The 22,748-nt window shown below is 33.5% G+C and carries 27 protein-coding genes; 17 read left to right on the top strand and 10 right to left on the bottom strand.

Annotated features, from left to right (window positions below; all coding sequences use genetic code 11):
- Nucleotides 1–122 precede the first annotated feature (122 nt).
- The 6 genes from ACP5QL_RS08460 to ACP5QL_RS08435 are packed head-to-tail and all read right to left on the bottom strand — an operon-like array spanning nucleotide 123 to nucleotide 6,466.
- Nucleotides 123–1,220: a zinc-binding dehydrogenase gene (locus ACP5QL_RS08460; protein WP_012582833.1), complete on the bottom strand. Its 1,098-nt coding sequence runs from the start codon at nucleotides 1,218–1,220 to the stop codon at nucleotides 123–125.
- Nucleotides 1,217–2,986, bottom strand: coding sequence for an FAD-binding protein (locus ACP5QL_RS08455; protein WP_273333182.1), 1,770 nt, complete (start codon nucleotides 2,984–2,986; stop codon nucleotides 1,217–1,219). The genes ACP5QL_RS08460 and ACP5QL_RS08455 overlap by 4 nt, the downstream gene beginning before the upstream one ends.
- On the bottom strand, nucleotides 2,973–4,145 hold the full coding sequence (locus ACP5QL_RS08450; protein ID WP_012582831.1) for a 4Fe-4S binding protein: 1,173 nt from the start codon (nucleotides 4,143–4,145) through the stop codon (nucleotides 2,973–2,975). The genes ACP5QL_RS08455 and ACP5QL_RS08450 overlap by 14 nt, the downstream gene beginning before the upstream one ends.
- Before the next feature lie 13 nt (nucleotides 4,146–4,158).
- Nucleotides 4,159–4,923, bottom strand: coding sequence for an IclR family transcriptional regulator (locus ACP5QL_RS08445; RefSeq protein ID WP_428126969.1), 765 nt, complete (start codon nucleotides 4,921–4,923; stop codon nucleotides 4,159–4,161).
- Nucleotides 4,920–5,879: a sugar kinase gene (locus ACP5QL_RS08440; protein WP_164930983.1), complete on the bottom strand. Its 960-nt coding sequence runs from the start codon at nucleotides 5,877–5,879 to the stop codon at nucleotides 4,920–4,922. Before ACP5QL_RS08440 ends, ACP5QL_RS08445 begins: the two co-directional genes overlap by 4 nt.
- A gap of 17 nt (nucleotides 5,880–5,896) precedes the next feature.
- Complete coding sequence (locus ACP5QL_RS08435) at nucleotides 5,897–6,466, bottom strand: hypothetical protein (RefSeq protein WP_428126963.1); 570 nt, start codon at nucleotides 6,464–6,466, stop codon at nucleotides 5,897–5,899.
- Nucleotides 6,467–6,800: 334 nt separating this feature from the next.
- Here ACP5QL_RS08435 and ACP5QL_RS08430 point away from each other — a divergent pair, with 334 nt between their 5' ends.
- Genes ACP5QL_RS08430 through ACP5QL_RS08405 form a run of 6 tightly spaced genes read left to right on the top strand, consistent with a single transcriptional unit; the run spans nucleotide 6,801 to nucleotide 11,796 of the window.
- The gene (locus ACP5QL_RS08430) at nucleotides 6,801–6,929 is read left to right on the top strand and encodes a hypothetical protein (RefSeq protein ID WP_272995003.1); all 129 of its coding nucleotides are present in this window, start codon (nucleotides 6,801–6,803) and stop codon (nucleotides 6,927–6,929) included.
- A 38-nt stretch (nucleotides 6,930–6,967) separates the two neighbouring features.
- On the top strand, nucleotides 6,968–8,086 hold the full coding sequence (locus tag ACP5QL_RS08425) for a tetratricopeptide repeat protein (protein ID WP_428109172.1): 1,119 nt from the start codon (nucleotides 6,968–6,970) through the stop codon (nucleotides 8,084–8,086).
- Between the two features lie 18 nt (nucleotides 8,087–8,104).
- The gene (locus tag ACP5QL_RS08420) at nucleotides 8,105–9,193 is read left to right on the top strand and encodes a glycosyltransferase family 2 protein (RefSeq protein ID WP_428109170.1); all 1,089 of its coding nucleotides are present in this window, start codon (nucleotides 8,105–8,107) and stop codon (nucleotides 9,191–9,193) included.
- A complete protein-coding gene (locus tag ACP5QL_RS08415; RefSeq protein ID WP_272995007.1) occupies nucleotides 9,187–10,212 on the top strand; it encodes an ABC transporter ATP-binding protein in 1,026 nt (341 codons plus the stop codon). The genes ACP5QL_RS08420 and ACP5QL_RS08415 overlap by 7 nt, the downstream gene beginning before the upstream one ends.
- The gene (locus ACP5QL_RS08410) at nucleotides 10,209–11,003 is read left to right on the top strand and encodes an ABC transporter permease (RefSeq protein ID WP_428126952.1); all 795 of its coding nucleotides are present in this window, start codon (nucleotides 10,209–10,211) and stop codon (nucleotides 11,001–11,003) included. The genes ACP5QL_RS08415 and ACP5QL_RS08410 overlap by 4 nt, the downstream gene beginning before the upstream one ends.
- Nucleotides 10,993–11,796, top strand: a complete 804-nt coding sequence (locus ACP5QL_RS08405; RefSeq protein ID WP_273334009.1) for an ABC transporter permease — start codon at nucleotides 10,993–10,995, stop codon at nucleotides 11,794–11,796. Before ACP5QL_RS08410 ends, ACP5QL_RS08405 begins: the two co-directional genes overlap by 11 nt.
- Before the next feature lie 168 nt (nucleotides 11,797–11,964).
- On the opposite strand, the gene ACP5QL_RS08400 is transcribed toward ACP5QL_RS08405, so the two are convergent.
- From ACP5QL_RS08400 to ACP5QL_RS08385, 4 genes are all read right to left on the bottom strand, one after another.
- Nucleotides 11,965–12,108 (bottom strand): hypothetical protein, encoded by a 144-nt coding sequence (locus ACP5QL_RS08400; RefSeq protein WP_428126946.1) that lies wholly within the window; start codon nucleotides 12,106–12,108, stop codon nucleotides 11,965–11,967.
- Nucleotides 12,109–12,123: 15 nt separating this feature from the next.
- The gene (thiF, locus tag ACP5QL_RS08395) at nucleotides 12,124–12,603 is read right to left on the bottom strand and encodes a sulfur carrier protein ThiS adenylyltransferase ThiF (protein WP_428126943.1); all 480 of its coding nucleotides are present in this window, start codon (nucleotides 12,601–12,603) and stop codon (nucleotides 12,124–12,126) included.
- Between the two features lie 106 nt (nucleotides 12,604–12,709).
- Nucleotides 12,710–13,108 (bottom strand): hypothetical protein, encoded by a 399-nt coding sequence (locus ACP5QL_RS08390; protein ID WP_428126940.1) that lies wholly within the window; start codon nucleotides 13,106–13,108, stop codon nucleotides 12,710–12,712.
- Nucleotides 13,109–13,225: 117 nt separating this feature from the next.
- On the bottom strand, nucleotides 13,226–13,432 hold the full coding sequence (locus tag ACP5QL_RS08385) for a HEPN domain-containing protein (RefSeq protein ID WP_428127007.1): 207 nt from the start codon (nucleotides 13,430–13,432) through the stop codon (nucleotides 13,226–13,228).
- A gap of 176 nt (nucleotides 13,433–13,608) precedes the next feature.
- On the opposite strand from ACP5QL_RS08385, the gene ACP5QL_RS08380 reads away from it, so the two are divergent.
- From ACP5QL_RS08380 to ACP5QL_RS08330, 11 genes are all read left to right on the top strand, one after another.
- Nucleotides 13,609–13,776 (top strand): glycosyltransferase, encoded by a 168-nt coding sequence (locus ACP5QL_RS08380; RefSeq protein WP_428127004.1) that lies wholly within the window; start codon nucleotides 13,609–13,611, stop codon nucleotides 13,774–13,776.
- A gap of 96 nt (nucleotides 13,777–13,872) precedes the next feature.
- On the top strand, nucleotides 13,873–14,049 hold the full coding sequence (locus tag ACP5QL_RS08375; RefSeq protein WP_428126937.1) for a nucleotidyltransferase domain-containing protein: 177 nt from the start codon (nucleotides 13,873–13,875) through the stop codon (nucleotides 14,047–14,049).
- Nucleotides 14,050–14,092: 43 nt separating this feature from the next.
- Nucleotides 14,093–14,215 (top strand): hypothetical protein, encoded by a 123-nt coding sequence (locus tag ACP5QL_RS08370; RefSeq protein ID WP_428126934.1) that lies wholly within the window; start codon nucleotides 14,093–14,095, stop codon nucleotides 14,213–14,215.
- Nucleotides 14,202–14,561: a type VII toxin-antitoxin system HepT family RNase toxin gene (hepT, locus tag ACP5QL_RS08365; RefSeq protein ID WP_428126930.1), complete on the top strand. Its 360-nt coding sequence runs from the start codon at nucleotides 14,202–14,204 to the stop codon at nucleotides 14,559–14,561. Before ACP5QL_RS08370 ends, hepT begins: the two co-directional genes overlap by 14 nt.
- Nucleotides 14,562–15,482: 921 nt before the next feature.
- Nucleotides 15,483–16,301, top strand: coding sequence for a DeoR/GlpR family DNA-binding transcription regulator (locus tag ACP5QL_RS08360; protein ID WP_428126927.1), 819 nt, complete (start codon nucleotides 15,483–15,485; stop codon nucleotides 16,299–16,301).
- A gap of 12 nt (nucleotides 16,302–16,313) precedes the next feature.
- Entirely contained in the window at nucleotides 16,314–18,950 is a 2,637-nt protein-coding gene (locus ACP5QL_RS08355) for a glycoside hydrolase family 2 protein (RefSeq protein WP_428126924.1), read from the top strand.
- Nucleotides 18,951–19,019: 69 nt separating this feature from the next.
- On the top strand, nucleotides 19,020–20,255 hold the full coding sequence (locus tag ACP5QL_RS08350; RefSeq protein WP_428126920.1) for an ABC transporter substrate-binding protein: 1,236 nt from the start codon (nucleotides 19,020–19,022) through the stop codon (nucleotides 20,253–20,255).
- Nucleotides 20,256–20,325: 70 nt separating this feature from the next.
- Nucleotides 20,326–21,219, top strand: a complete 894-nt coding sequence (locus ACP5QL_RS08345) for a carbohydrate ABC transporter permease (protein WP_428126917.1) — start codon at nucleotides 20,326–20,328, stop codon at nucleotides 21,217–21,219.
- Complete coding sequence (locus ACP5QL_RS08340) at nucleotides 21,216–22,031, top strand: carbohydrate ABC transporter permease (protein WP_428126914.1); 816 nt, start codon at nucleotides 21,216–21,218, stop codon at nucleotides 22,029–22,031. Before ACP5QL_RS08345 ends, ACP5QL_RS08340 begins: the two co-directional genes overlap by 4 nt.
- A 45-nt stretch (nucleotides 22,032–22,076) precedes the next feature.
- Nucleotides 22,077–22,430: a family 43 glycosylhydrolase gene (locus tag ACP5QL_RS08335; RefSeq protein WP_428126911.1), complete on the top strand. Its 354-nt coding sequence runs from the start codon at nucleotides 22,077–22,079 to the stop codon at nucleotides 22,428–22,430.
- Nucleotides 22,431–22,561: 131 nt separating this feature from the next.
- Nucleotides 22,562–22,748: ChbG/HpnK family deacetylase (locus tag ACP5QL_RS08330; protein WP_428126908.1), on the top strand; the 187-nt coding region annotated here is incomplete at its 3' end.

Raw genomic sequence — 22,748 nt, 5'->3', positions numbered from 1 at the left:
TAATTTTTATTTTATCTAAGCAGGAGAAAAGTTCCCTACTTTAAGAGCACGTCTTCCTGCCTTAAATATAGTTATTAAGTTCTCTCCACTTAAAGATTCATCATTCATAATCGAAATCCTCCCTAAAATTTTTCTATAACCACCTTGCCTGCTTTCCTTTCCCTTACAAGATCTAATCCATGGTTTATCTCATCCAAAGAAATTTTATGGGTAACCACAGGAGCAAACAAATCTTGATTCTTTTCAAGAAAAGAAACTGCCTTTTTAAAGTGCTCTGCATCGCTTACCCATACACCTTTTATGGTAATGTTTTTTGAAGAGACATCATAAAAATCTACAGGAACCTTCTCTTGAGGAGACGCAACCCCCACTACAATATATGTGCCACCCTTTCTTAAAATTCTTAAACCTTCTGGTATAGCCTTATTAGTTCCTGTCGCCTCTATAACTACATCTGCACCTTTTCCATAGGTCATATCAAGGATTTTATTTATTCTTTCCTCTTCTTTTAATATAGTTCTATCAAGAACTACATCTACTCCTATCTTTTCTGCGATTTCTTTTCTAAAACTACTTCCTGTAATAAGAATAGTATTTTTAGCTCCTTGAAACTTGGAAAGAGCTAAAGCAAAAATACCAAGGGGTCCTCCTCCTTGAACCACTACTGTTTTATCAAGAAGATTATCTTCAAGGGAGTCAATAGCATGAACAGCAGTTGCTCCAGAACATCCTGCCATAACAAGTACCGTAGGATCTGTCTTAGAAGACAATTTTAAAATTTCAGTCTTCTTCTCAAGAATTATATATTCCGCATAGGCACCAGTAAGATAAGGATAATCTTTAAAAGATCTATTAATTCCATAAATTTTCCTATTTTCACAAAGATAAGGAGTTTTTAAAACCTTGCAAAAATAACACTCGCCACAGACTACTCCCCTATCCCATATGATAAGGTCTCCCTTTTTAAGAGTATCCCCATTTAAATCCTTTTTCTCTCCATTTATCTCTACTATCTCCCCTACCCCCTCATGTCCTAATATTATAGGCAAAGGTACCCTTGGATCCTCTCCATCAACCATGTGAAGATCCGAGCCACAGATACCTGAAGCAACCATTTTTACTAAAATACTACCTTGGGGAAGAGGAGGAATATCAAAATGTTTTATTACAAGGGGTTTTTTAAATCCTTCAAGAACTGCAATTTTCGCTTTCATAATCATACCTTAGGCCTCACAGGTTCCCTTATCTCAAATTTTAATTCTCCATTCCTTTTATAAAAAACAATATATTTATTCCATTCTGGTCTTTTAGGAACAAATTCCATAATGGGAGGAGAAAACCTATAAAACCTTAAATGAGGACCTCTACTCTCATCTCTTATTAAAATTGCGTTGAGAATTAATTCGGCTGTGTCTAGCATATTTATAGTCTCATAATAATAGGAAAGACCCTTTTCGTCAGGATATATCCCTTTCCTCCTAATTTCCTTAAGTTCTAAAAGACCATTCTTTATATCCTCCTCAATCCTTACTAAAAACCCATATTCCGATATTACATCTTTTACCTTCTTTCTTGCTAAGGTTGCTGAGATTTCTCCATTAACTCTTTCCTCCTCTATTTCAAACTCCACAAAATCATTCCTTTCTGCATAAAGTACTGCATTTTCACCTGCAATTCTTCCAAAAACTTGAGTATCCAGAAGAGAATTACCACCAGGTCTGTTAGCTCCATGCTGACCCCCCGCTACTTCTCCTGCAGCAAAAAGACCTTCAAGAGATGTGTTTGCATTTTCCCCTATTTTTACTCCTCCTTGGAAGTGTTGTAGGGCATTTTGAATAGGAAGAAGCTCCTTAGAAAGATCAATGTTATATTGTTTTAACCAATCAATGATTTGGGGATTAATTTTTTGAAGCCTCTCATAAGGAGTAGTGCCCTTAAAGATTTCTTTTCCTGTCTTTTCACTCCACAAAAGAATTTCTTCAGGGATATTTTCATAATCTAAATATGATGGATTTTCCATAAAGTTCATAAATACCTTATGTCCATTCTTTATGTGGTAATAAACTGCTAAGTCTATTACCTTTGTAGGAGATTCATAAGAAATAGGCCAATGAGCTCCTTTTTTAAATTCAAGCACACATAAGTTTCTCTTATCTTCCTCGGAAAGATAATCCGGCAAAAATTCTTTTCTATTTTCATCTACAATCTTAGGGAGAGCCCGGAACATACTTCCCGACTCAGCAAAAAGAATAGTAGGATGACATATTCCTATTTGCATAAACTCCATATTAACCAGTTCTGCTCCTGCTCTTAATGCTGCTGCATAACCATCCCCTGTCATCTCCGAGGTAAAGACATTTTGATAATAAAGCTCTCCCGCTCCTCCTGTTGCTAAAATAAATGCCTTTCCTTGAATTAAATATCTCTCTTGAGATACCACATTTATTGCCTTTGCTCCAATCACTCTATTTTCTTTAACAATAAAATCATAAACCATTATATTTTCATAAACTTCTACTTTTGTTTCCTTCAGTCTTCTTTTTAATGCTTTTGCAATTTCAATAGCGGTATTAGGTCCCACATAGCAAGCTCTAGGATATTCAGAGCCATCAGTTAAGAATTGATCTATCTTCCCATCTTCTTTCCTTACAAAGGGTACTCCAAGAGAGATAAGATAACTAATTTCTTCTTCGCTTCTTCTTGCAAGAATTTCTGCAAGGTTATAATCGGAAACTTCCCCGCCTATTTTGTATATGTCCAGGGCATGGTATAGGTAATTATTTTCAGGAGGTAATGTATAGGACAAAGTTGCATGAAAAGCCATCCTATCAGAGAAAGCATTAGCAGTAACTCCGCCGGTTCCAATGGGCTTTTTGGAGATAAGCACAATTTTCAAAGAAGGATTTTTTTCATAAGCAGAAATAGCAGATTTTAGACCCGCACCTCCACCCCCAATTACGATCACATCTCCTTTAATTTTTTGCATTCTCTCTTCCTCCCACAAAAACCATACTTATAGCTTTGGTAGGACAAAGCCTCACACAAAGTCCACATCCATCACAAAGGTCAGTTATAAAATACTTACCATCTTTTTCTATTGGCGCATCATAAATACAGACTTTTTTACATATTCCGCAAGAGGTACATAAATCAGAATTTATATAGGCTTCATATAGATGTCTTCTATCAATCTCATAATTTCCAAGAATAACTTTACCTGATACTTTTCCTCTAAAATCACTTAAAGTACTATATTTTTTGTTTTCCATAAATTTCTTTAGCCCATCAATTATTCTTGGAATGATTTCATACCCCATAAGATATACAATGCTACATATCTGGACCACATCTGCCCCAGTAAGTATATACTTTGCCACATCATCTCCACTTCCCACTCCTCCAGAGCCAGCTATGGAGAGCTTTAAATGAGGACGAGAAGTGGAGATCCACCTTAACACATAATTAAAAGCCCAAGGACCTCCGTGTCCTGCATAACCTCCATGAAGGATTGGTTTTTCTGTATCCAAATTTATGTCAAGCCCTGTAAGTCTATTAAACATGACAACTCCATCTACACCAATGTTTTCAAGGGCTTTTGCCACAGCAAGGGGAGAGGAAAGTTGCATAGGTAGTTTTACAACAATTGGAATCTTCACATTTTCTCTCACAATTCTTGCTACATGAAGAATTGTTTCATCCACATCTTGTCCACGAAAGGATATAGAAGCATGAGGACAAGAAACATTTAATTCCAATGCAGGAGCCCCTACTTCTTCTGCCATCTTTGAATATTTTAGCCATCCATCATCGGTAATACAGTTTATACTTGGAATAACAGGAATAGATAAAACACTAAGAGCCTTGCTTATTTCTTTGAAGTATTCTTCAGGCTCAAAAGGACTTGCCTGCTCAAAGGAATAAAAGGTCTGAGATCTTAATGGTCCCATACTGCGACTTATTATTTCAAAACGTGGAGTTGGTGAAACCCTACAAATTTCTTCTTCAAATAAAGATTTAACTACTAAGGCGCCTGCACCATTTTCTTCACATTTTTTCATGTTTTTTAAGTTTTCTGTAAGTCCTGAAGAGGCAATAATAATGGGATTTTTAAGCCTAAGCCCCACATAACTACAGGATAAGTCCATGAAAATAACCTCCTTAAGCTTTGCTTCTTAGTACGGAACTTATCCTATCACACGCACTTAAAAGTTCTTTAAGAAGCTTTTCCCTATTTTCCCCTTCAAAATCTTTGTAATACCCAGATATGGAAACTGCTGCAACCACATTTCCCGAATAATCAAATATGGGGGCTCCTATACATTTAATCCCCCTCTCATTCTCTTCATTATCAAAGGCATAACCCTGCTTTTTTACTTTTAAAAGTTCTTCCTTTAGCTTTTCAGGATCAGTTATGGTGTTTTCAGTTCTCGGAATAAGGGGTACTTTTCTCAAATATTCATTGATAAAACTTTCTGGACTGTATGCAAGAAGTACTTTGCCAAAGCTGGTAGAGTATAAAGGCATTCTCATACCTATGCGGGACATCATAGGAAGTGTACCAGGACCTTCAACTTTGTCTATATAAACCCCTTCGTAGGCATCCCTAATGGTCAAATGAACAGTTTGTTTTGTATTTTCCATAAGCTCTATAAGAAAAGGGCGAGCAATCTCCCTCAAGTCAAAACCTTGAAGAATGTAAGAAGAAAGTTCTAATATCCTAAATCCAGGCTTATAAAGACCATTTTGAGTCTTCCTCACATATCCCTTTTCTAAAAGAGAGGAAATATAACGATGCACCGTAGAGACATGAAGTCCAATTTCCTCTGCAATCTCTTTTAAAGACACTTCCCTTCCCGAAAGAACAATATATTCAAGAATCTCAAGAGTCTGATTTGCAGAACTTATACCTACTTTTGATTTCATCTCTCCACACTCCTATTATTTTCTGACTCTAAGAGATCCAAAAGGGTCTTTCTATCCAAAGCAGGAAAGTCTCCAAAGATGCTCATTTTAATTGAAGCAAGTAAACTGCCATATTTTGCAGAATTTTTCAAATCTTTTCCCTTTAGATAACCATACAAAAATCCAGCCACAAAAGCGTCTCCTGCTCCAATCCTATCTACCACATCAGTATTATATGCCTGCTGAGAAAAATATTCATCCTTATAAAGTACCGAACATCCCTCTTCTCCTTGGGTCAAGACATAAATTTTATCCTTTCCATAAGTCTTTTGAAGTTTATAAAGAATTTTTTCTTCATTATTCTCTTCTTCAAAAAGGAGGTTGTAATCTTCTTTTTTAACAAAAAGAATATCTACAAAGGGTAGTATAATATCCAGAAACCTCCTACACTCCTTTTCACCCCATAGTTTTTTTCTATAGTTTATATCAAAAGACAAAATTTGGCTATCTTTTTTAGAAGTGCATATTTTAATTACATTACTCTTACAAACTTCACTTAAGCTTGGAGTAACTCCTGTAAGATGTATGAGTTTTGCCTTTCTTATAAATTCAAGATCAGTATCTGAAAGAACGCCTATTGAAAAGGACGAGTCCCTCCGATCATAAAGAACTCTGATTCCTTTTGAGCGATGGTGTAATTCCACAAAATAAAGCCCCATCCTTCCTTCTGGTATAAGTCTTACCTTTTCTACTCCAACTCCATACTTTTTTAATTCACTAATCGCCTTAAAGCCAAGGAAATTGTCAGGAAAAAAGGATATAAATTCAGTTTTTAAGCCTAAAAGAGAAAGGGCTACTAAGACATTTGCCTCAGTTCCTCCCACCTCCACATTCCAGGTATTACTACTTAAAAAAGTGCGATACCTTTCAGGGGTAAATCTTAACATTACCTCACCATAAGAAATTACATCAATCATATTACCTCCCTCAATCATCATTCTTTAAACTTTACCACATAAAGCTCACTATTGGCAGTACTAAAGGATTCTGATCTTCCTATGGCTATAAACCAAGAATCCTCTAAAACTAATCCCCAACCTTCATCAAGATCTGCACCACCAAAATATTTTTCCCAAATTAAATTTCCTTTTTCGTCTAACTTAACCACATATAAATCACTATTTCCCGCACCTTGTGAATTAGATCCACCTACAATTAAATACTTAGTATCAGTTCGTAGAACAGAAAACCCTGTATCATATCCCTTACCACCATAGGTTTTTTCCCAGACTTTATCCCCATTTTTGTTAGTTTTTAATACATATAGATCTACTGAATCAGAAAAAGAATTAGAATTTCCCACAATTAAGTATCCATCATCACCATTTGTAATGTCATAGGCATAATCATACCCTTTACCACCATATATTTTTTCCCATAAAAGATTTCCATTTTTATCAACCTTAATCACATAAATATCTTGTCCTTCAGAGAAAGAATTTGTAATTCCTACTGCTACATATCCATCTTCATCATTACATACTCCATATCCGTATTCACTCATTTCTTTTCCCCTTTTTATCCTTTGACTATTTCAACTTCTCTTGTTTTTTTGAACACTCTCCCCTTAGGCTATTGACACTATTTAACTTACAATATACACTCTTGGTGTAGGAGTGCCTTTTATAATTGGAGGGAAAGAAGGGAGGAAGGGTAGTGTATATTTTGGATTTTTACTCTCTAAAAAAATTCATCAGTTAATCTGACAGTTGGTTAATACAAAATGAAGGACTCAATGCAATCAATCGTATAAAATGTTTTCCTGGGGATTATCCAACGTTAAGTATTAGATGAGTATAGACAATGGGTTTACTTAGCATTGCGTTTAGCTCTAGATTTTGGTAACGAAGGAAGAGTATTATGATCGAAATATATATGAAAGTTTAGAAATTCTTACTCATCACCCAGTAGAAAGTATTAGACTTGCAGTTAAAGATGCCTTAGAAGTTTTAATAAATTTATCTTAATTTCTGAAGAATTAATAGCTTGGAGGGGGTTACACGATTTGAGAATTAGCGTTTGTATTATTACTAAAAATGCGGGAGCAGATCTATGTAGATGCATTGAGAGTGTTAAAAGATTTGCCTATGAAATCATAGTTGTAGACACAGGTTCTAATGATGCCACAACGGAGATAGCTAAAAAACTTGGAGCTAAAGTGTATATTTATCCTGAACAAATTTTTGACTTTTCTGCATTTCGTAACTTTGCTTTGGAACATGCGGAAGGTGATTATATTCTCTCTATCGATTCTGACGAAGCATTCTGCATTCATAATGAATCCGTTCTTCTTGAGCTATTAGAAAAAGAGAGGGGTTTAGGTTACGCCTTACTGGTGCAGAATTATTTCCCAAATGGAAGATGGGGTTGTTATCCCGTTACAAAATTATTTAAGAATGACCCTCTCATAAGATACGAAAAAACTATTCATGAAACTGTAAATTATTCCCTTGCAAGATTAGGTTATGTTCCTCCCATAAAAGGAATATATATTCATCACTATGGGTACTTTACTGATCCTGATAGGCTGATAAAAAAATCTGTATTTTATCGTGATCTTTTAATAAAACAATTATCTATAACTCCCAATGACACCGCAAGCTGGTGGCATCTGTCGGTATCCTTAGCAAGTTTGGGTAAAATTGAAGAAGCCATAGATGCGGTTAACCATGCTATCAAGTTAGAGCCTGATAATAAGTTGCCATACATATTTTTGTCGCGTTTTTTGCGCATCAAAGGTAAATATCAAGAAGCAATTGAGATTTTGGAAGTTGCTCTCGCTAAGGACCAAGGATATTGGGCTCCAACAATTCATAATTTGCTTGGTTTATTATACATGAGTCTTAACAACTTCGAAAAAGCGATCAACAATCTTGAAATTTCAGTTAAGAATGCTTCATATTTTGTTCATTCTTGGGTTAACTTAGGGATTGCTTATGAAAAGACAAAGCGCTGGTCAGATGCCCTCGATTGTTATATCAAGGCATATCAGTTGGATCCAGAGTTATTTAATATAAGTATTAAAGACATTTCCCATCCCTATTTATTTCAAGAGGATGTATCCGAACTATACTATGGACTTAGGGAGCATATTGAAAATTGTAGTAGATCTTTCTATTTATAGAAAGAGGAGATAAATTTTATGGGAGATAGGTTGGTCAGTGTCATAATACCCACATATAACCGAGAGAAACTTCTTCCCCGTGCTATAGACTCTGTAATAAATCAAACTTATCCTAATTGGGAGCTTTTAATTGTAGATGACAGAAGTAGCGATAATACGGAAGCTTTAGTTAAAAAATACATTTCTATGGATAGTCGCATAAAATATCTCAAGAATAGGAGAAAAAAAGGACCATCCGGTGCGAGAAATTATGGAATAATAAATTCGAAAGGAGAGTATATAGCCTTCCTTGACTCAGATGATGAATGGGTTCCCCATCATCTTGAAGAAAGTATATACGTTTTGGAAAATTACAACATGAGTCTTTCCTTTGCTCTGTGGATCACCATTTTCGAAGACGGAAGACGTATAAAAGTATTTGACCCCGAAATTCCCTCTGAGAGAGCAAGACTTAAAAAAATGATCGAATCCTTTAAGGCAAAAGTTATTGGTAAGTATATATTTTTTGGAGACGACTTTTATGAAAAATCTTTTCTTGAGGGTGGATCCTATTGCACCCAATTAAACACAATGGTCATAAATAGAAATTTATTTAAAAAGATTGGATATTTTCGAGAAGATATGATGGTTTGTGAGGATACTGACCTGGTATACAGGGCTATTCACTATTATCCCTTTGTTCTAATTGACGATTATCATCACTATTACTATCAGGGGATTGATAATCTATTTAACTTTTTCGACAGAGGAAAACTTGATATAGAAAGGGCAATCGAGGATAAAGGTTTTGTTGAGAGATTTACCTTTGTGGGACTCGGTGTGATTAAAATGAACGCCTATCACAAAAAACTCGTTAAAAATTCAAACAAAGTTACAAGGAAAAGAGAATGTATTGGTAAATTAAACAACATTATCGGAAGGAAATATTTCACCCTTGGCTTTATTAACCAAAAAGTAAATAGATTTAAAGCCATATTTTTTACCCTTAAATCTATACTTTACAAATTCACTCTTTCGAGATTTTTATTTTTGACAAATCTTATCTTACCCTTTCTTCCCATAAGGCTTGATAGAGAAAAGATAAAGGGAGATTTAAGTCTATGGTAGATAAAGTTATAAGGATAAATAATTTGAGGAAGTATTTTAAGGTATTAAAAAGAAGAGAGGGATTTTGGGGTACAGTAAAAGACCTCTTCTCGAGTGACTATTTTTATGTAAAAGCGGTAGACGGAATTTCCATGGAGATAAGTGAGGGAGAGATTGTAGGGTTTTTAGGACCAAATGGTGCGGGAAAATCTACAACAATTAAGATAATGACTGGTGTTTTAGAACCCGATAGTGGAGAGATTTATATAAATGGGGTTATTCCATATAAGGATAGGATAAGAAACGCAAAGAATATTGGAGTAGTTTTTGGACAAAGGACACAACTTTGGTGGTCCTTACCCCTTATTGAATCTTTTAAGATCCTCAAAGAGATATATGAGATAGACGAAAAAACCTTTAAAGAGAACTTAGAACTTTTTGAGGAAATAATCGGCATAGAGACCCTTTATAAAAAACCTATAAGGCAAATGTCCTTAGGACAAAGAGTACTATGTGATATTTTGGCATCTTTCCTTCACAATCCCAAAGTAGTATTTTTAGATGAGCCAACCATAGGACTTGATATTTTAATAAAGGATAAAGTAAGAAAGTTAATAAAAGAATTAAACAAAATGAAGAAAACAACTATACTTCTTGCAACCCATGATATGAATGATGTGGAAGCACTCTGTCCCCGCATCATCGTAATAGATAAAGGAAAGATTATATACGACGGACTTTTAGAAGACCTTAAAGAAAGGTTTAAGGCATATAGGAAGGCAAAAATAAGAGTAGGGGATGATGTGGATGAGCTAAAACTTGTTAATCTAAGGTCACTACTTCTTGGAAACTTTAATGATGTAATATCCGACTGTGAAATTAAGGCATCCTTTCTAAATATAAGCTTTAAAAAACAAGAGATAAATTTATTAGAAATACTCAAATTTATCAACAACTTCGTACCCGTAGAGGATATACATACAGAGGATATTCAGACCGAGGAAGTAATAAAACTTATTTATGAGGAATCAAGAAAATGAAAAAGTATATCTATATAGCTAAGGGTTTCCTCCTCGAAAGAATGGTTTACAGATTTTCCCTATTTTTCAATGCCCTCGAGAAGTACCTATACGTTCTTTTAATCTTCTTTTTATGGAAGGCCATATATAGAAGCTTAGGACAAGAAAGTTTAAGTATAGATTTTAAAAGCACCTTTACTTATCTTTCCTTGGCAACAGCTATTTTTGGGCTTTTTCAAACATGGGTAGATTGGGATATATCTCAGCTCATGCTCAGCGGAGATCTCTCCATAATTTTGACGAAACCTTTAGATTTCCAAGTTTATATGTTTTTCAAGAGAGTCTCGTGGGTTGTACTTAATTTATTAACCATAACCCTTCCCATTTTAATAATTTTAAAATTCATCCTTAAAATGCCAATCAATTTAGGTATTAATTTTATTTTCTTCTTTTTATCTGTGATCATTTCTTATTTAATTTACTTTAATATAGATTTTATTGTTGGAGTAACCGCCTTCTTCACGGAAACTATCTGGGGACTCTCTGTAACAAAAGATGCTGTAATCCTGTTTTTATCAGGAGGAATAGTACCCATTCCTCTCTTTCCAGAAAACCTGAGGAGAATTTTAGAAATATTGCCTTTTAAAACCATATATCATATGCCCATAGAGGTTCTAATTAATAGAAGCTTTACCATTTTTGATTATTTAAATTCCCTCATAATACAAATCTTTTGGCTTTTGGTATTCTTAACTTTAAGCAGGATTTATTATAAACTTACCGAGAGGTTTATTAGGATAAATGGGGGTTAAAAGATTAAAATACTACGTAAGAATATACTTTTGGTTTATTGCTCAGGATATAAAAGGGAGAATGCAGTATAGAGTAGACTTTTTTATTAGCATCGTTGGTATGTTAATGACAAATCTGTTAGGTCTTCTCTCCATTTATGTGATCTTTAGGTCCATACCAAACATTTTAGGATGGAGTTACTACGAGATTTTATTTATATATGGTTTTTCTCTACTTTCCCTCTCCCCTCTCCAACTTTTCTTTGATAATCTTTGGAATCTACCCTACTATTTAATAACGGGCGATTTCATAAAATATTATCTCAAGCCTCTTAACATATTCTTTTTCTATTTCGCAGAGGTTTTTGATATAAAAGGTCTAAGTCAGCTAATAACAGGTATAATCATACTTTCTTACTCTTGGATAAAATTAAACTTAGAGTTTAGTTTCTTAAAACTTCTTCTTTTAATAATTTCTATCTTGAGTGGGTCTCTGGTTATGATATCCCTCATGGTGATAGGATCCACAGTAGCTTTTTGGGTGCTAAACGTAACTCCCCTTTTAAACTTTATCTTTAGGCTCAGAGAATACACAAAGTATCCTGTGGATATCTTTGATCCCTTCTTTAAGTTTGTATTTAGTTTTTTAATTCCTATTGCTTTTGTATCCTTTTATCCATCTCAAATATTCCTAAGACACCAAAGCAACAAACTCTTGGTCTTTATTTCTCCATTTGTAGGTATATTCCTATTTATTGTTGCCTATAAATTCTGGATGAAAGGAACAAGAAGGTATAAGGGAACAGGAGTTTAGAGCATCCTGAACTTCGAGAAAATCTTGAGGCTTTAATTTTGTAAAATCTCCAACTCTTACAGAAAGATCATAAAAGGGAACACTTCCCACAACAAAACTAAAGTCTTTTAAGAGTTTTTTCTTTACTTTATGGTTTGTCCTAAGTGAACACCATCCGCCTCTACTATTTTACATAAACATCTGGATAATTTTAACTCCCACAGAAAGCATCTCTTTTACTACATCAATGTTTTTCCTCCCTAAGGAGAGGCTTTCACAGGTTATGCAGTAAAGATTTGGCTTTTTAAAGTAAGACAGTTTTTCATTTTTCATTGGAAAGTACCATCCTTAATACCTCTTTATAACTATATTTTCAGAATCGCCATAACCATATACTCCTGATGCCATGACAATTTTTTTACCCAATAAGCTTGCAGTTTCTAAGAGGAGAATTTTTGTCTCTCTTCCATCTACAGCCTCAAAGATGATATCTCCCTGAGAAAGAATTTCCTTTGCATTCTCTTTTGTTATTTTCTCCTGATAGGTAATAACATTACAACTTTTATTTACGAGAAGGATATTTTCTTTTAGTGCTAATACTTTGGGCATTCCAATCTGATGGAAGAAGTAAAATTGTCTATTTAAATTAGAGATTTCCACATTGTCATAATCTACTAAGATAAAATTAGAAAATCCCGTTCTTGTTAGGGTAATAGCAGCATTTGAACCAAGTCCTCCGCATCCTACGATGAGAACTTTTGTGTTCTTTATCTTTTTTAAATCCTCTTCTGTAAAGTATTTAAGAAGCATTCTATCAAATTTTGTCACGCAATTAACGCCCTTACCCAATTTGTAAATCCAGGACAAAATCTTGGGAAAGAGATACTTATTTCTGCATTCGAAAAATCTACCCATAGGTATAAGAAGTTTTGGATTATTTTAGAATTATATAAACCTCCATCGCTATCAATTCCTTTTCGTTATTCTCAAGAATGAATCCATTTACAAAAACCTTGCTCTTTATCTTAAGAAGACTAAAACTTACCCCTTTATGCTTCTTTAACTCCAATCCCTTATTAGTCTTCACAAAACTTGCAAAGTAAAATTTTGTGGTCGGAGTTATCCTTATACTTACCGTATTATTCTTCACAAATCCTTTTATGTTTTTACTATGGCTATCAACCTTTATCTTAAGAAGCCCAGAAGGACCAATAAACATTACAGATCCTTTAATACTAAAACTCTCCTTTAGTTTTGCCTCTACTAACGCAGTACTAATTAGAAAAAATATCAAAATCAAAAAAAGAGCGGTAACAAATCTCCTAAATCTCATCTAAAACACCTCCTTATTCCCTTTCATTAATCTTCACTTTAACTCTTTTTTCAGTTATTCCTCCTTTTGGAGCAACTTTTCTATTATATCTCCAAAATTCAAATTCATAATAACTCATCAGAAAATACACAGAAGGGATTGTAATCTGCCTCCTTTAATAAAGTACAAACTTAAAAGTCTCAAGGTTTCCTCATGGTTTTTAAGCTCAAATCCCTTCGTAAAAAGGAGAGCCTTTACCATGTGTAAAGCATAACAATATAAGCGCGATAGGGCATCTCTTATTAGTCCATTCTCAAATAAAGTTTTTGCTGCTTCCCTCTCAATATCAAGAGCTATTCTTCGCTTCTTCTTTAAGAGCTCAAATTCTCCCCTTGGGACTATTAACGTTGATATAAGATTTTTAATTCAAATGTTAGTTCTGTTCACATGTTCTGTGACCATACTTAGGATTCTTGTACGTGGACGGACAAATTCTTAAAATTAATAGGACTGCGATCTAAATCCTTTGCAATAAAAGGTACATATGTCTCGTAAAGAGTATTATTATCTCCACTCATAATAGAGAAAGACTCCTTCCTCGAGCTACAGAATCTGTAAGAAAGCAGACCTATGAAAACTGGGAAATTTTGATTGTGGATGATGGAAAAAGGATTAGAAAAGTTTTTTGAGCATCCTTGCGCTTAACAAAGCTTCTTTTTCTCTTTATTCCTGTAAAACTTGATATGGTTAAGCAAAAGGATTTTTAGAGGACAGTAAAGAACTTTATGGAAATAAAAAATATTCTTCAAGAAGAAAAAAATATTATCTTCGCCTATATATATGGATCCTTTGCCTATTCCGATAGATTTAATGACATAGATATAGCAATTTACGTTAAAGATTATCCTAAAGATAAAGAGAACATACTAAAATATACCCACAGATGTAAAGATAATAAATGATGCCCCACTTAGTTTTATTTATAATGTGCTGAGTAATAAGATTGTGATCATAGATAGAGACATAGATTTAAGGGCAGATTTTGAAAGCTTAACCTTTAGAAAATATTTTGACTACAAACACTTAATAGAGGAATATTTAAAGGAGATTAAAAATGCTCCAATTTAATAGAGAGAAGATATCCAAACTCCTTAAAGACCCTGATAAAGTTGACAGCGCAAAATACAATTTTATAATTGCAATTGAGTCTGCCGTTGATATCTGCAATCACACTATATCTCGGAATGGTCTAAGACCTCCAAAAGATTATTCAGATACTTTTAGAGTTCTTTTTGAAAATGGTTTTTTGGAAAAAGCGTTCTTTGAAAGTTTGGTGAATATGGTCAAATTTAGGGACAGATTAGTACACATATATTGGGAGATTGATAATGAGTTTTTATACTCAATTTTAAAAAACAATGTTAAAGATTTAAAAGGTTTGATCAATAGAATAATTGAAATTTTAGAGCTTTAGTGTCCTAAGTAAAAGATATATAAGTTCATTAAGCTAAAAACTCATATTTTTTACTCTTTTTTTACTCTATAACTGCCCATGGCATCTTCTTACTCTCCAAAAAAGCTTGAACCTTAATAAAGCTAATTGCAAAAGCACCCCACTTATAGGTAGTTTGAATATTTTTGATCCCCTATACCCCCTTTATTAGACAGATCTTATTAGTAATTAGTAAAAGAAAAACAGTATTTCTGTAGGATATCATTAAAGAGGTCAAAATGAAAAGTATGGGAATTGTAAGAAGAAGCTATTAAGGTTAGATTATGATAATTTTTAAAAAAGTCTATATTCATAGGTGCATCATTTAGAATTCTGGACATTATAGCTCCTGTATTATTTCTTACAAAAATCAATAGGACATTTTAATACCTTTCTATATAGTTACAGCCGAATATCCTTCATAACCTTATTTTCTACTATAGATGCGGTGTAGTTTTGAAGAAAATTTCCAATTACCCTTACCAAAATTACAACAACAAGAAAGAGAGAATGCTTCGTTATTTCATGGAAATTTTTATTTTGAAAAAACCCCATCAAAAATTTTAGGAAGGTAATTTTCTAATACATAACTCCTTTTTTCGTGAAGTATCAATAATTTTGTGTATGAAGTGTTGCATCATGGTAAATAGTATTGAACTCATTTCCAAGATTAATTTTAATTTCTCATTCTCATCTTAGATTTTTAGTTTGCCTCTTCCCATACACAGAGGTTATTTAAAAGTTCCCTCTTTGAGTAACATGTCTCCAATTGGAACCATACGTCAAATAGTTTCCCTCTTAAAATATGTGTAATATTTATGAACACTATTGAAAAATTATTGACAAATTTTTGTCAATAATATAAAATCTTAAGTGTAAATTATGATTAATAGGTGACTAAAATTGGAATCAATTGCGAGAAGAAATAGAAAAAGAAAAATATTAGATATTTTAGAAGCCCGTGGAACCATAGATATTAACGAGCTAGCAAGTATCCTTGGAATTTCTCATATAACCCTAAGGAGAGATTTAAAAGACTTAGAAAGGCAGGGACTTATTAGTAAAGTTTGGGGGGGTGTAACTTTAAGCCCACATAGCTTCTTAGAAACACCTATAGAAGATCGCGGAGTTGAAAACTTAGATGAGAAAAGAGCTATAGCCCGTACTGCTTTAACCTTAATAAAACCAGGAGATATCGTAGGATTGGGAGGGGGAACTACAACCTATGAACTAGCAAAGCTTCTGAGGGGTATTCCTAATATCCAAGTAATTACGAATGCGGTTAATATTGCTTATCTTTTAATTAGATTAGGGGTAAAGGTAATCATGCCTGGGGGATATTCGAGAGAGGGATCATACACCTTAAACGATAATAGGATCGAAGAGTTTTTCAAATCTACATACATGGATAAGCTCTTTTTAGGAGCCGATGGAATTGATATAGACATGGGTGTTACCACCACAAATCCTGCAGAAATTCTTTTAATTAAAGCTATGACTTCTTCTTCAAATCTCATTGTAGTATTAGCAGACCATTCAAAAATAGGAAGAAAAAGGCTTATACCTGTTATAGCTTTAGAAAATATTCATGTACTAATAACTGATGAAAAAGCTCCTCCAGATATTTTGTCATCCTTAGAGAAAAAAGGTATAAAAGTAGAGATAGCATCTTCAATCCATGAACCTGAAATATATAGTCAAAGCGAATACAAATTCGAATAAGGAGGGATTTATTTGAGAGATATCATTAGTTTAAATGGAATATGGGCTCTTAGTTTAGACAAAAAATTCTCTCCCAATAATACCTATGTGGTAAATGTGCCAGGTTGTTTGGGAAATCAAATTCCAGCTTTAAAGGATTATAGAGGAAGCGTATGGTATAAAAAAGATTTTGAAATAACAAATAAACCTTTAAGGAAATCGTCATTCTTAATACAATTTAATGCAGTAAACTATTTAGCAGAGATATGGTTAAATGGTGACTTTATTGGCTCCCATGAAGGAGGATACACTCCTTTTTACTTTGATGTAACAAAACACATAAAAAAGAAGAATGAATTGTTAGTCAAGGTTTTAATACCTGGAAACAATGATCCTAATTTTCCTTTCCCTGAAATACCTCATGGAAAACAAGAAACTCAGTGGTATGGCATAGCTGGAGGAATTTGGCAAGATGTTAAATTATTGGTAACAGGTTCTACATATATAAAAAGGATATTTCTCAATCCTGATGCTGAGAATAACAAAGTATCTATAAGGATAGAAAGCAAGTTAGATGATTCAAAGGAACCCTATAGATTAATTCTAACCATATATGATCCTATGGGCAAAGAATGTGGCAATCAAGTCTTGGAGTTAGAACCTCTAATGGAAACAGAGATCTCGGTATCTAATCCATTACTATGGGATATCAATAATCCTTACCTTTATTCCATTAGAGCAGTAATAAAAGATAAAAAAGATAACGTATTAGATGAAGTAACAGAACATTTTGGGTTCAGAAAAATAGAAGTAAAAGATAAAGAAATACTGTTAAACGGAAAACCTATTTATCTTATGGGAGCCTTAGACCAAGATTTCTACTCTGATTCTCATTACACTCCTCCTAGTGAAGAATTTGTTAGAGATCAACTTATTTTAGCTAAGGAAATGGGACTTAATTGTTTAAGATACCATTTAAAAGTTCCCCATCCTTGGTATCTTAAATGGGCAGATAGAGTGGGAATTCTTATATGGTACGATATGCCTAATTGGAGTAAATCAACACCTGAGGCTAAATTAAGGGGCGAAAAACTTTTAGAAGAAATGGTGAATTACGATTATAATCATCCTTCTGTAATTATAAGAACTATTATTAATGAAGGTTGGGGATTAGATTTATTTAATAGTGAAGAAGATAGAAAATGGTTAGAAAAGATGTATGATAAACTTAAAAGATTAGATCCTACAAGGCTTGTTGTAGATAATTCCCCTTGTTTTCCCAATTTTCATGTTAAAACTGATATTGACGACTTTCATAATTATTTTGCTTTTCCTGATAAATTTCGTAATATGCAAACCTGGATCTCAGAATTCGCAAAGAGCCCTAACTGGAGTTTTCATATAAATTCTAAGAAGAGAGGAAATGAACCATTAGTACTTTCCGAATTTGGAAATTGGGGACTTCCTAATATAAAAAAGCTGAGAGCTCAATATGGAGGAGAGCCTTGGTGGTTTTTGCAAGGTGATCCTATTACTGCAACCCAACCTTTAGGAGTTGAAGAGAGATTTTGGCAGTTTGGACTTAACAAAGTGTTTGACTCTATCGAGAATCTAAGTGAAGCCTTCCAAGATTTACAATTTCAAGCTCTAAAATTCCAAATAGAAGAGATTAGGAAACATCCCGAGATTAAAGGTTATATAATCACTGAATTTACTGATTTATATTGGGAGTGTAATGGATTATTAGATATAACAAGGGGTAAAAAAGCCCATTTTGAAGAACTGAAAAACCTTAATAGTTTGGATCTAATATTTCCTCAAGAAAGACTTAATGCTGTATGGAGTGGAGATGAGATAAACATACCTATACTATTCTCTCATTTATCTGACATTCCCTTAGATGAATTGAAATTCTCTTGGCAATTAGAGGGAACCGATTTAAAGGTCTCAAAAACTATAGATAAAGTTAAATCTGGACTAAATCATATTGATGTTATAACTTTCAAAGTACCGGATATTAGTGAACCTGGAATTTACAGGATTAACTTAAAATTGACTTCTAAAAAACAAGTTATTAACGAAAATTACATAGATCTTTTTGTAGTTCCAAAAGATCTCTTAAAGGGGATCAATTTAAAACTTGGTATAAAAGATATTTCTCTAGAAGATAATTTGGTAAGTGCAATTTTAAATTCCTATAAAATTTCAGAAGCAGACGTTATTTATGCATCAAGTTATGATTCTACTTTCCCTGAAATAGCCTCGGAAGGAAAGACTGTAATTATTGAACTTTCTGAAGATACCGAATTTTCTCATTTTGGATACAGTTTACATCGAAGAACAGGTATCGAGGAAGGAAATTGGATTAGTGGTTTAGGTATCATACATCCCCAAATAGCAGGAAAGGTCTTTAAGAACAAAATATTAGATTACAAGTTTATTGATAACATACCATCTTACGTATTACTTGGTGAGTTTAATTTCAATTCCAAAACCCTCATGGGAATAGTATTTGGATGGATAGACCATCCTTTAAATTTTATGGTTGAAATTCCCATGGGAAAAGGGAAAATTATCTTACATACTTTTCCAATTATAAAGAATTTATCACGCTCACCTATAATGACAGCTTTACTTTATCAACTATTAAAATCTTTTGAGAGGAGGTGAGAAAATCTATAAATGAACCTTAAGTGAGAATTCTTAAAATTTCCTAAAATTTTAGGAGGAGGTGTAAGTATGAAAAAGATTATAATTGTAGGAATGCTTATTCTCTTTGTTCTGACTATTTCTCATCCTACCCCAAAGATCAAATTAAAAATGTGGACGCTCTTTGGGGGTGGTGAGGGTTATATAATGACGAATCTCATTAAAGAGTTTAATAAAGAAAATCCTGATATAGAAATTGAAGAACAAATTGTAGATTGGGGCGAATATTACAATAAACTACTTACAGCACTTGCTGCAGGTGACCCTCCTGACATAGCAATAATGCATTTATCTGTATTACCCGACTATGCTTCTCGTGGCGCTCTTCATGAACTAAAAATTTCTGAAACTTTTCTTGATGATTATGTTACACCAATCATTAAAGCATCATATTGGAAAGGAAAGCTTTATGCACTACCAATAGATGCACATCCTATAGTACTTTATTATAACAAAAAAGTACTAAAATCTGCGGGTTTAGTAGATAAAGCTGGAAATGTTTTAATACCTAAAACATGGACAGAGCTACTTACGTATGCAAAGAGGGTGAAGGACAGGACAAAAAATTTAGGACTAACATTAGAGGCAGTAGGAGCAACGCTTGGAGAAAGATTGTGGTTATCAATATACACTCAGCTGGGTGGTACTTTCTTTGATAAAAGAACAGGAAAGATTACTATAGACTTAAGTAGGGCTGAAAGAGCTTACAAAATTATCAAGGAATTCTATGATGCAGAAGTTGCATCAAAATCATTAACTTATGATGAGGCTGAATCTTTATTCCAGAATTCAAAAACAGGTTATCATATAAATGGTGTATGGGCTATGGCAGTTTATCCAACAGTAAAGGATTTAGAATTCGGCGTTACTAATCTACCTTCTATTTCAGTAAGTGTTAAACCTTTTACATGGGCTGATTCCCATACCTTTGTATTTCCTAAAAGTCCACAAAGTACTCCAGAAAAGTTAAAAGCAGGTATTTCTTTTGCAACATGGTTTATACAACATACTTATGAATGGGCAAAAGCGGGACATCTCCCAGCATTAAAGAGCGTTCAAAATTCAAAAGAATTTTTAAGTCTTCCGTATAGAAAGGATTATGTGCAGGTTGCAGAGTTAGTTGTTTATGCCCCATCAGTGATAGGTTGGACACAGTTGAGACAAGAGCTGTGGGAAATTGGGCAAAAGGTTATTCTTGGGGATCTTTCACCTATGGATGCTGCGAAACTCTTAAAACAAAAGGCAGAAGAAATAACTTCTCAATAAAAACTAAGGACTTAGGGAGAAGGGACTTTCCCTTCTCCCTCTTATATTTTAAAGAGAGGTGAAATAAGACGTGATTGTAACAAATAAAAGAAAACATACTTTTTATGGTTATCTATTTTTTCTTCCCTTTGGAATATTTTTTCTTATCTTCGAGTTAATTCCATTTATTCGTTCTGTGATTTTAGGATTTTATAGTTGGGATGTCCTTGGAACTCCTAAGTTTATTGGAATTGAAAATTTTATAAAAATCTTCAAAGATCCATTATTTTGGGGTTCTTTGAAAAACACTCTTTATTTTACTCTTCTTACAGTCCCTCCTTTAATAATATTAGGATTTATCTCCGCAATTTTTGCTAGCTCTCTGATGTTAAGTCCTAAAATAAGAAGTTTTCTTAGAATATCTTTTTATCTTCCATATGTCTTAACTATAAGCGTAGTTTGCTTAGTTTGGGGTATGCTTACAAGCCCATTTTTTGGACTCTTTAACGCATATCTATTTAAATTATTAGGTTTTAATCCTGTCTTCTGGAGGGAAAATCCTAATTTAGCCATGTTAGTAGTAGCAATTACAACAATCTGGTGGACTTTAGGATTCAACTTCTTGATGTATTTCTCAGCCCTTCAACAAATACCTATTTCTGTTATTGAAGCTTCACTATTAGATGGTGCTACAGCACTTCAGAGGCTTATTTATATTATCATCCCTTTACTTCGAAGAACACATGTTTTACTCTTAGTCCTCCAAATAGTCGCTTCTCTTCAAATTTTTGGACAGATATATATAATGACGGGAGGAGGACCAGGTGGAAAAACGCGTGTTTTTGTCCAGTATATTTATGAGATGGGTTTCCGTTATTTTAAAATGGGATACGCTCAAGCTATGGCTTTTATATTCTTCTTAATAATGTTTGGTATTTCATTTCTTCAGGTAAAACTAATGTTAGAGGCAGGTGAGGAAAAATGAAAATTAAAAAAGCTTTTTTTAACATCTTTGCCGTACTAATAGGAATATTATGGTTAATTCCTGTGTTTTGGATGATTTCTACTTCTCTTAAAACAGAAAAAGATCTTTCTTCGCTAATTTTGATTCCTCAAAGACCATATTGGAAAAATTATACTATACTTTTAGGAAAAGCAAGGATTTTAACATGGTTCTCTAATAGCATCTTTGTCTCAGTAGTAAGTACCTTAGGGGTTGTAATTATAAGTACATTAGCAGCATACCCAGTAAGTAGAATGAACTTTCCAGGAAGAAGATTTCTTTTCTTTTTAGCACTGTCTGGCTTTATGATTCCTTTTCAAACTATTATGATTCCTTTATTTTTAGTTGTTAGAGATTTAAAAATATCAAACTCGCTTTGGGCGATGGTACTTCCAAGATTTGCCTCAGCATTAAGTGTATTTATTCTTTCTCAGTTTTTTAAAGGAATTCCTATAGAATATGACGAAGCTGCAAGAATAGATGGGGCAAATGAAAAAGATATACTTTTTAAAATAATAGTTCCTATGTCTTGGCCTGCAATAGTTTCAATAGGAATACTAAATTTTACTTACTCCTGGAATGACTTTGTGTGGCCTTTAATAATCGCAACAAGAGAGGAAATGTATACTTTGCCAATTGGGTTGTATGCTCTTGCTGGCTCAGATGTAAATATAAGATATGGACCTATAATGGCAGCATGCACTCTTACGGTAATCCCTATTATTGTGGTCTATTTGTTGCTTCAAAAATATCTAATTTCTGGAGTTACCATAAGCGCAGGATTAACACATTAAGAAGACTTTAATTTTATAAATAAAATAGAAGAGGTAAAAACTATAATGAAAAGAATTTGGATTTTATTAATAATTCTTTTGTTAAAAGTATCGTACATGCTTGGCGAAGATTTGGTCCCTAAGTACAAGAATCCTCTGAATATATATAAAGTAGCAGACCCATTTGTGCTTTTCTACAACGGAAAGTTCTACCTATATGCTACTTCGGAGAGAGGAGCAGGACCTTTGGGAGGTTTTGAGGTCTGGGAATCAGCTAACCTTGTGAACTGGCTATACAGAGGTTGGGCATACAAAAGTGATGAGAACTCCTGGGGTAAGGATTCTTTTTGGGCACCTGAAGTTTTATATAAAGATGGAAAATTTTTCTTATTCTCTCCGATGAAAATTCAAAAACTTTAAAAATAAAAGAATGGCTTGATAATAGATTTAAATATAAAGATAAGAGAGAATTTTACAAAGTAAAAATTTATTTGTACGAAAGTTAAGAACTTAGGGTATAATATAAATAAAAAAAGTTTTAAGGAGAAAAAATGTCTGAAGAGAATCCTCAAGAATCAAAAGAAAAACTCCTGATCATCAATGCTGATGATCTTGGAATGTGCCATTCTGTTAATATTGCTATTTTTCGACTTTTGGAAGAGAAAATCATTTCCTCTGCTACTTGTATGACACCATGCCCTTGGATAAAAGAAGTAGGAGAGTTCTGCAAATCTCATC

The organism is Dictyoglomus sp., assembly GCF_049968615.1.
GTDB classification, from domain to species: domain Bacteria; phylum Dictyoglomota; class Dictyoglomia; order Dictyoglomales; family Dictyoglomaceae; genus Dictyoglomus; species Dictyoglomus turgidum.
The sequence above is the reverse complement of the archived record's forward strand: the minus strand, read 5'-3'. Positions and strand labels throughout refer to the sequence as shown.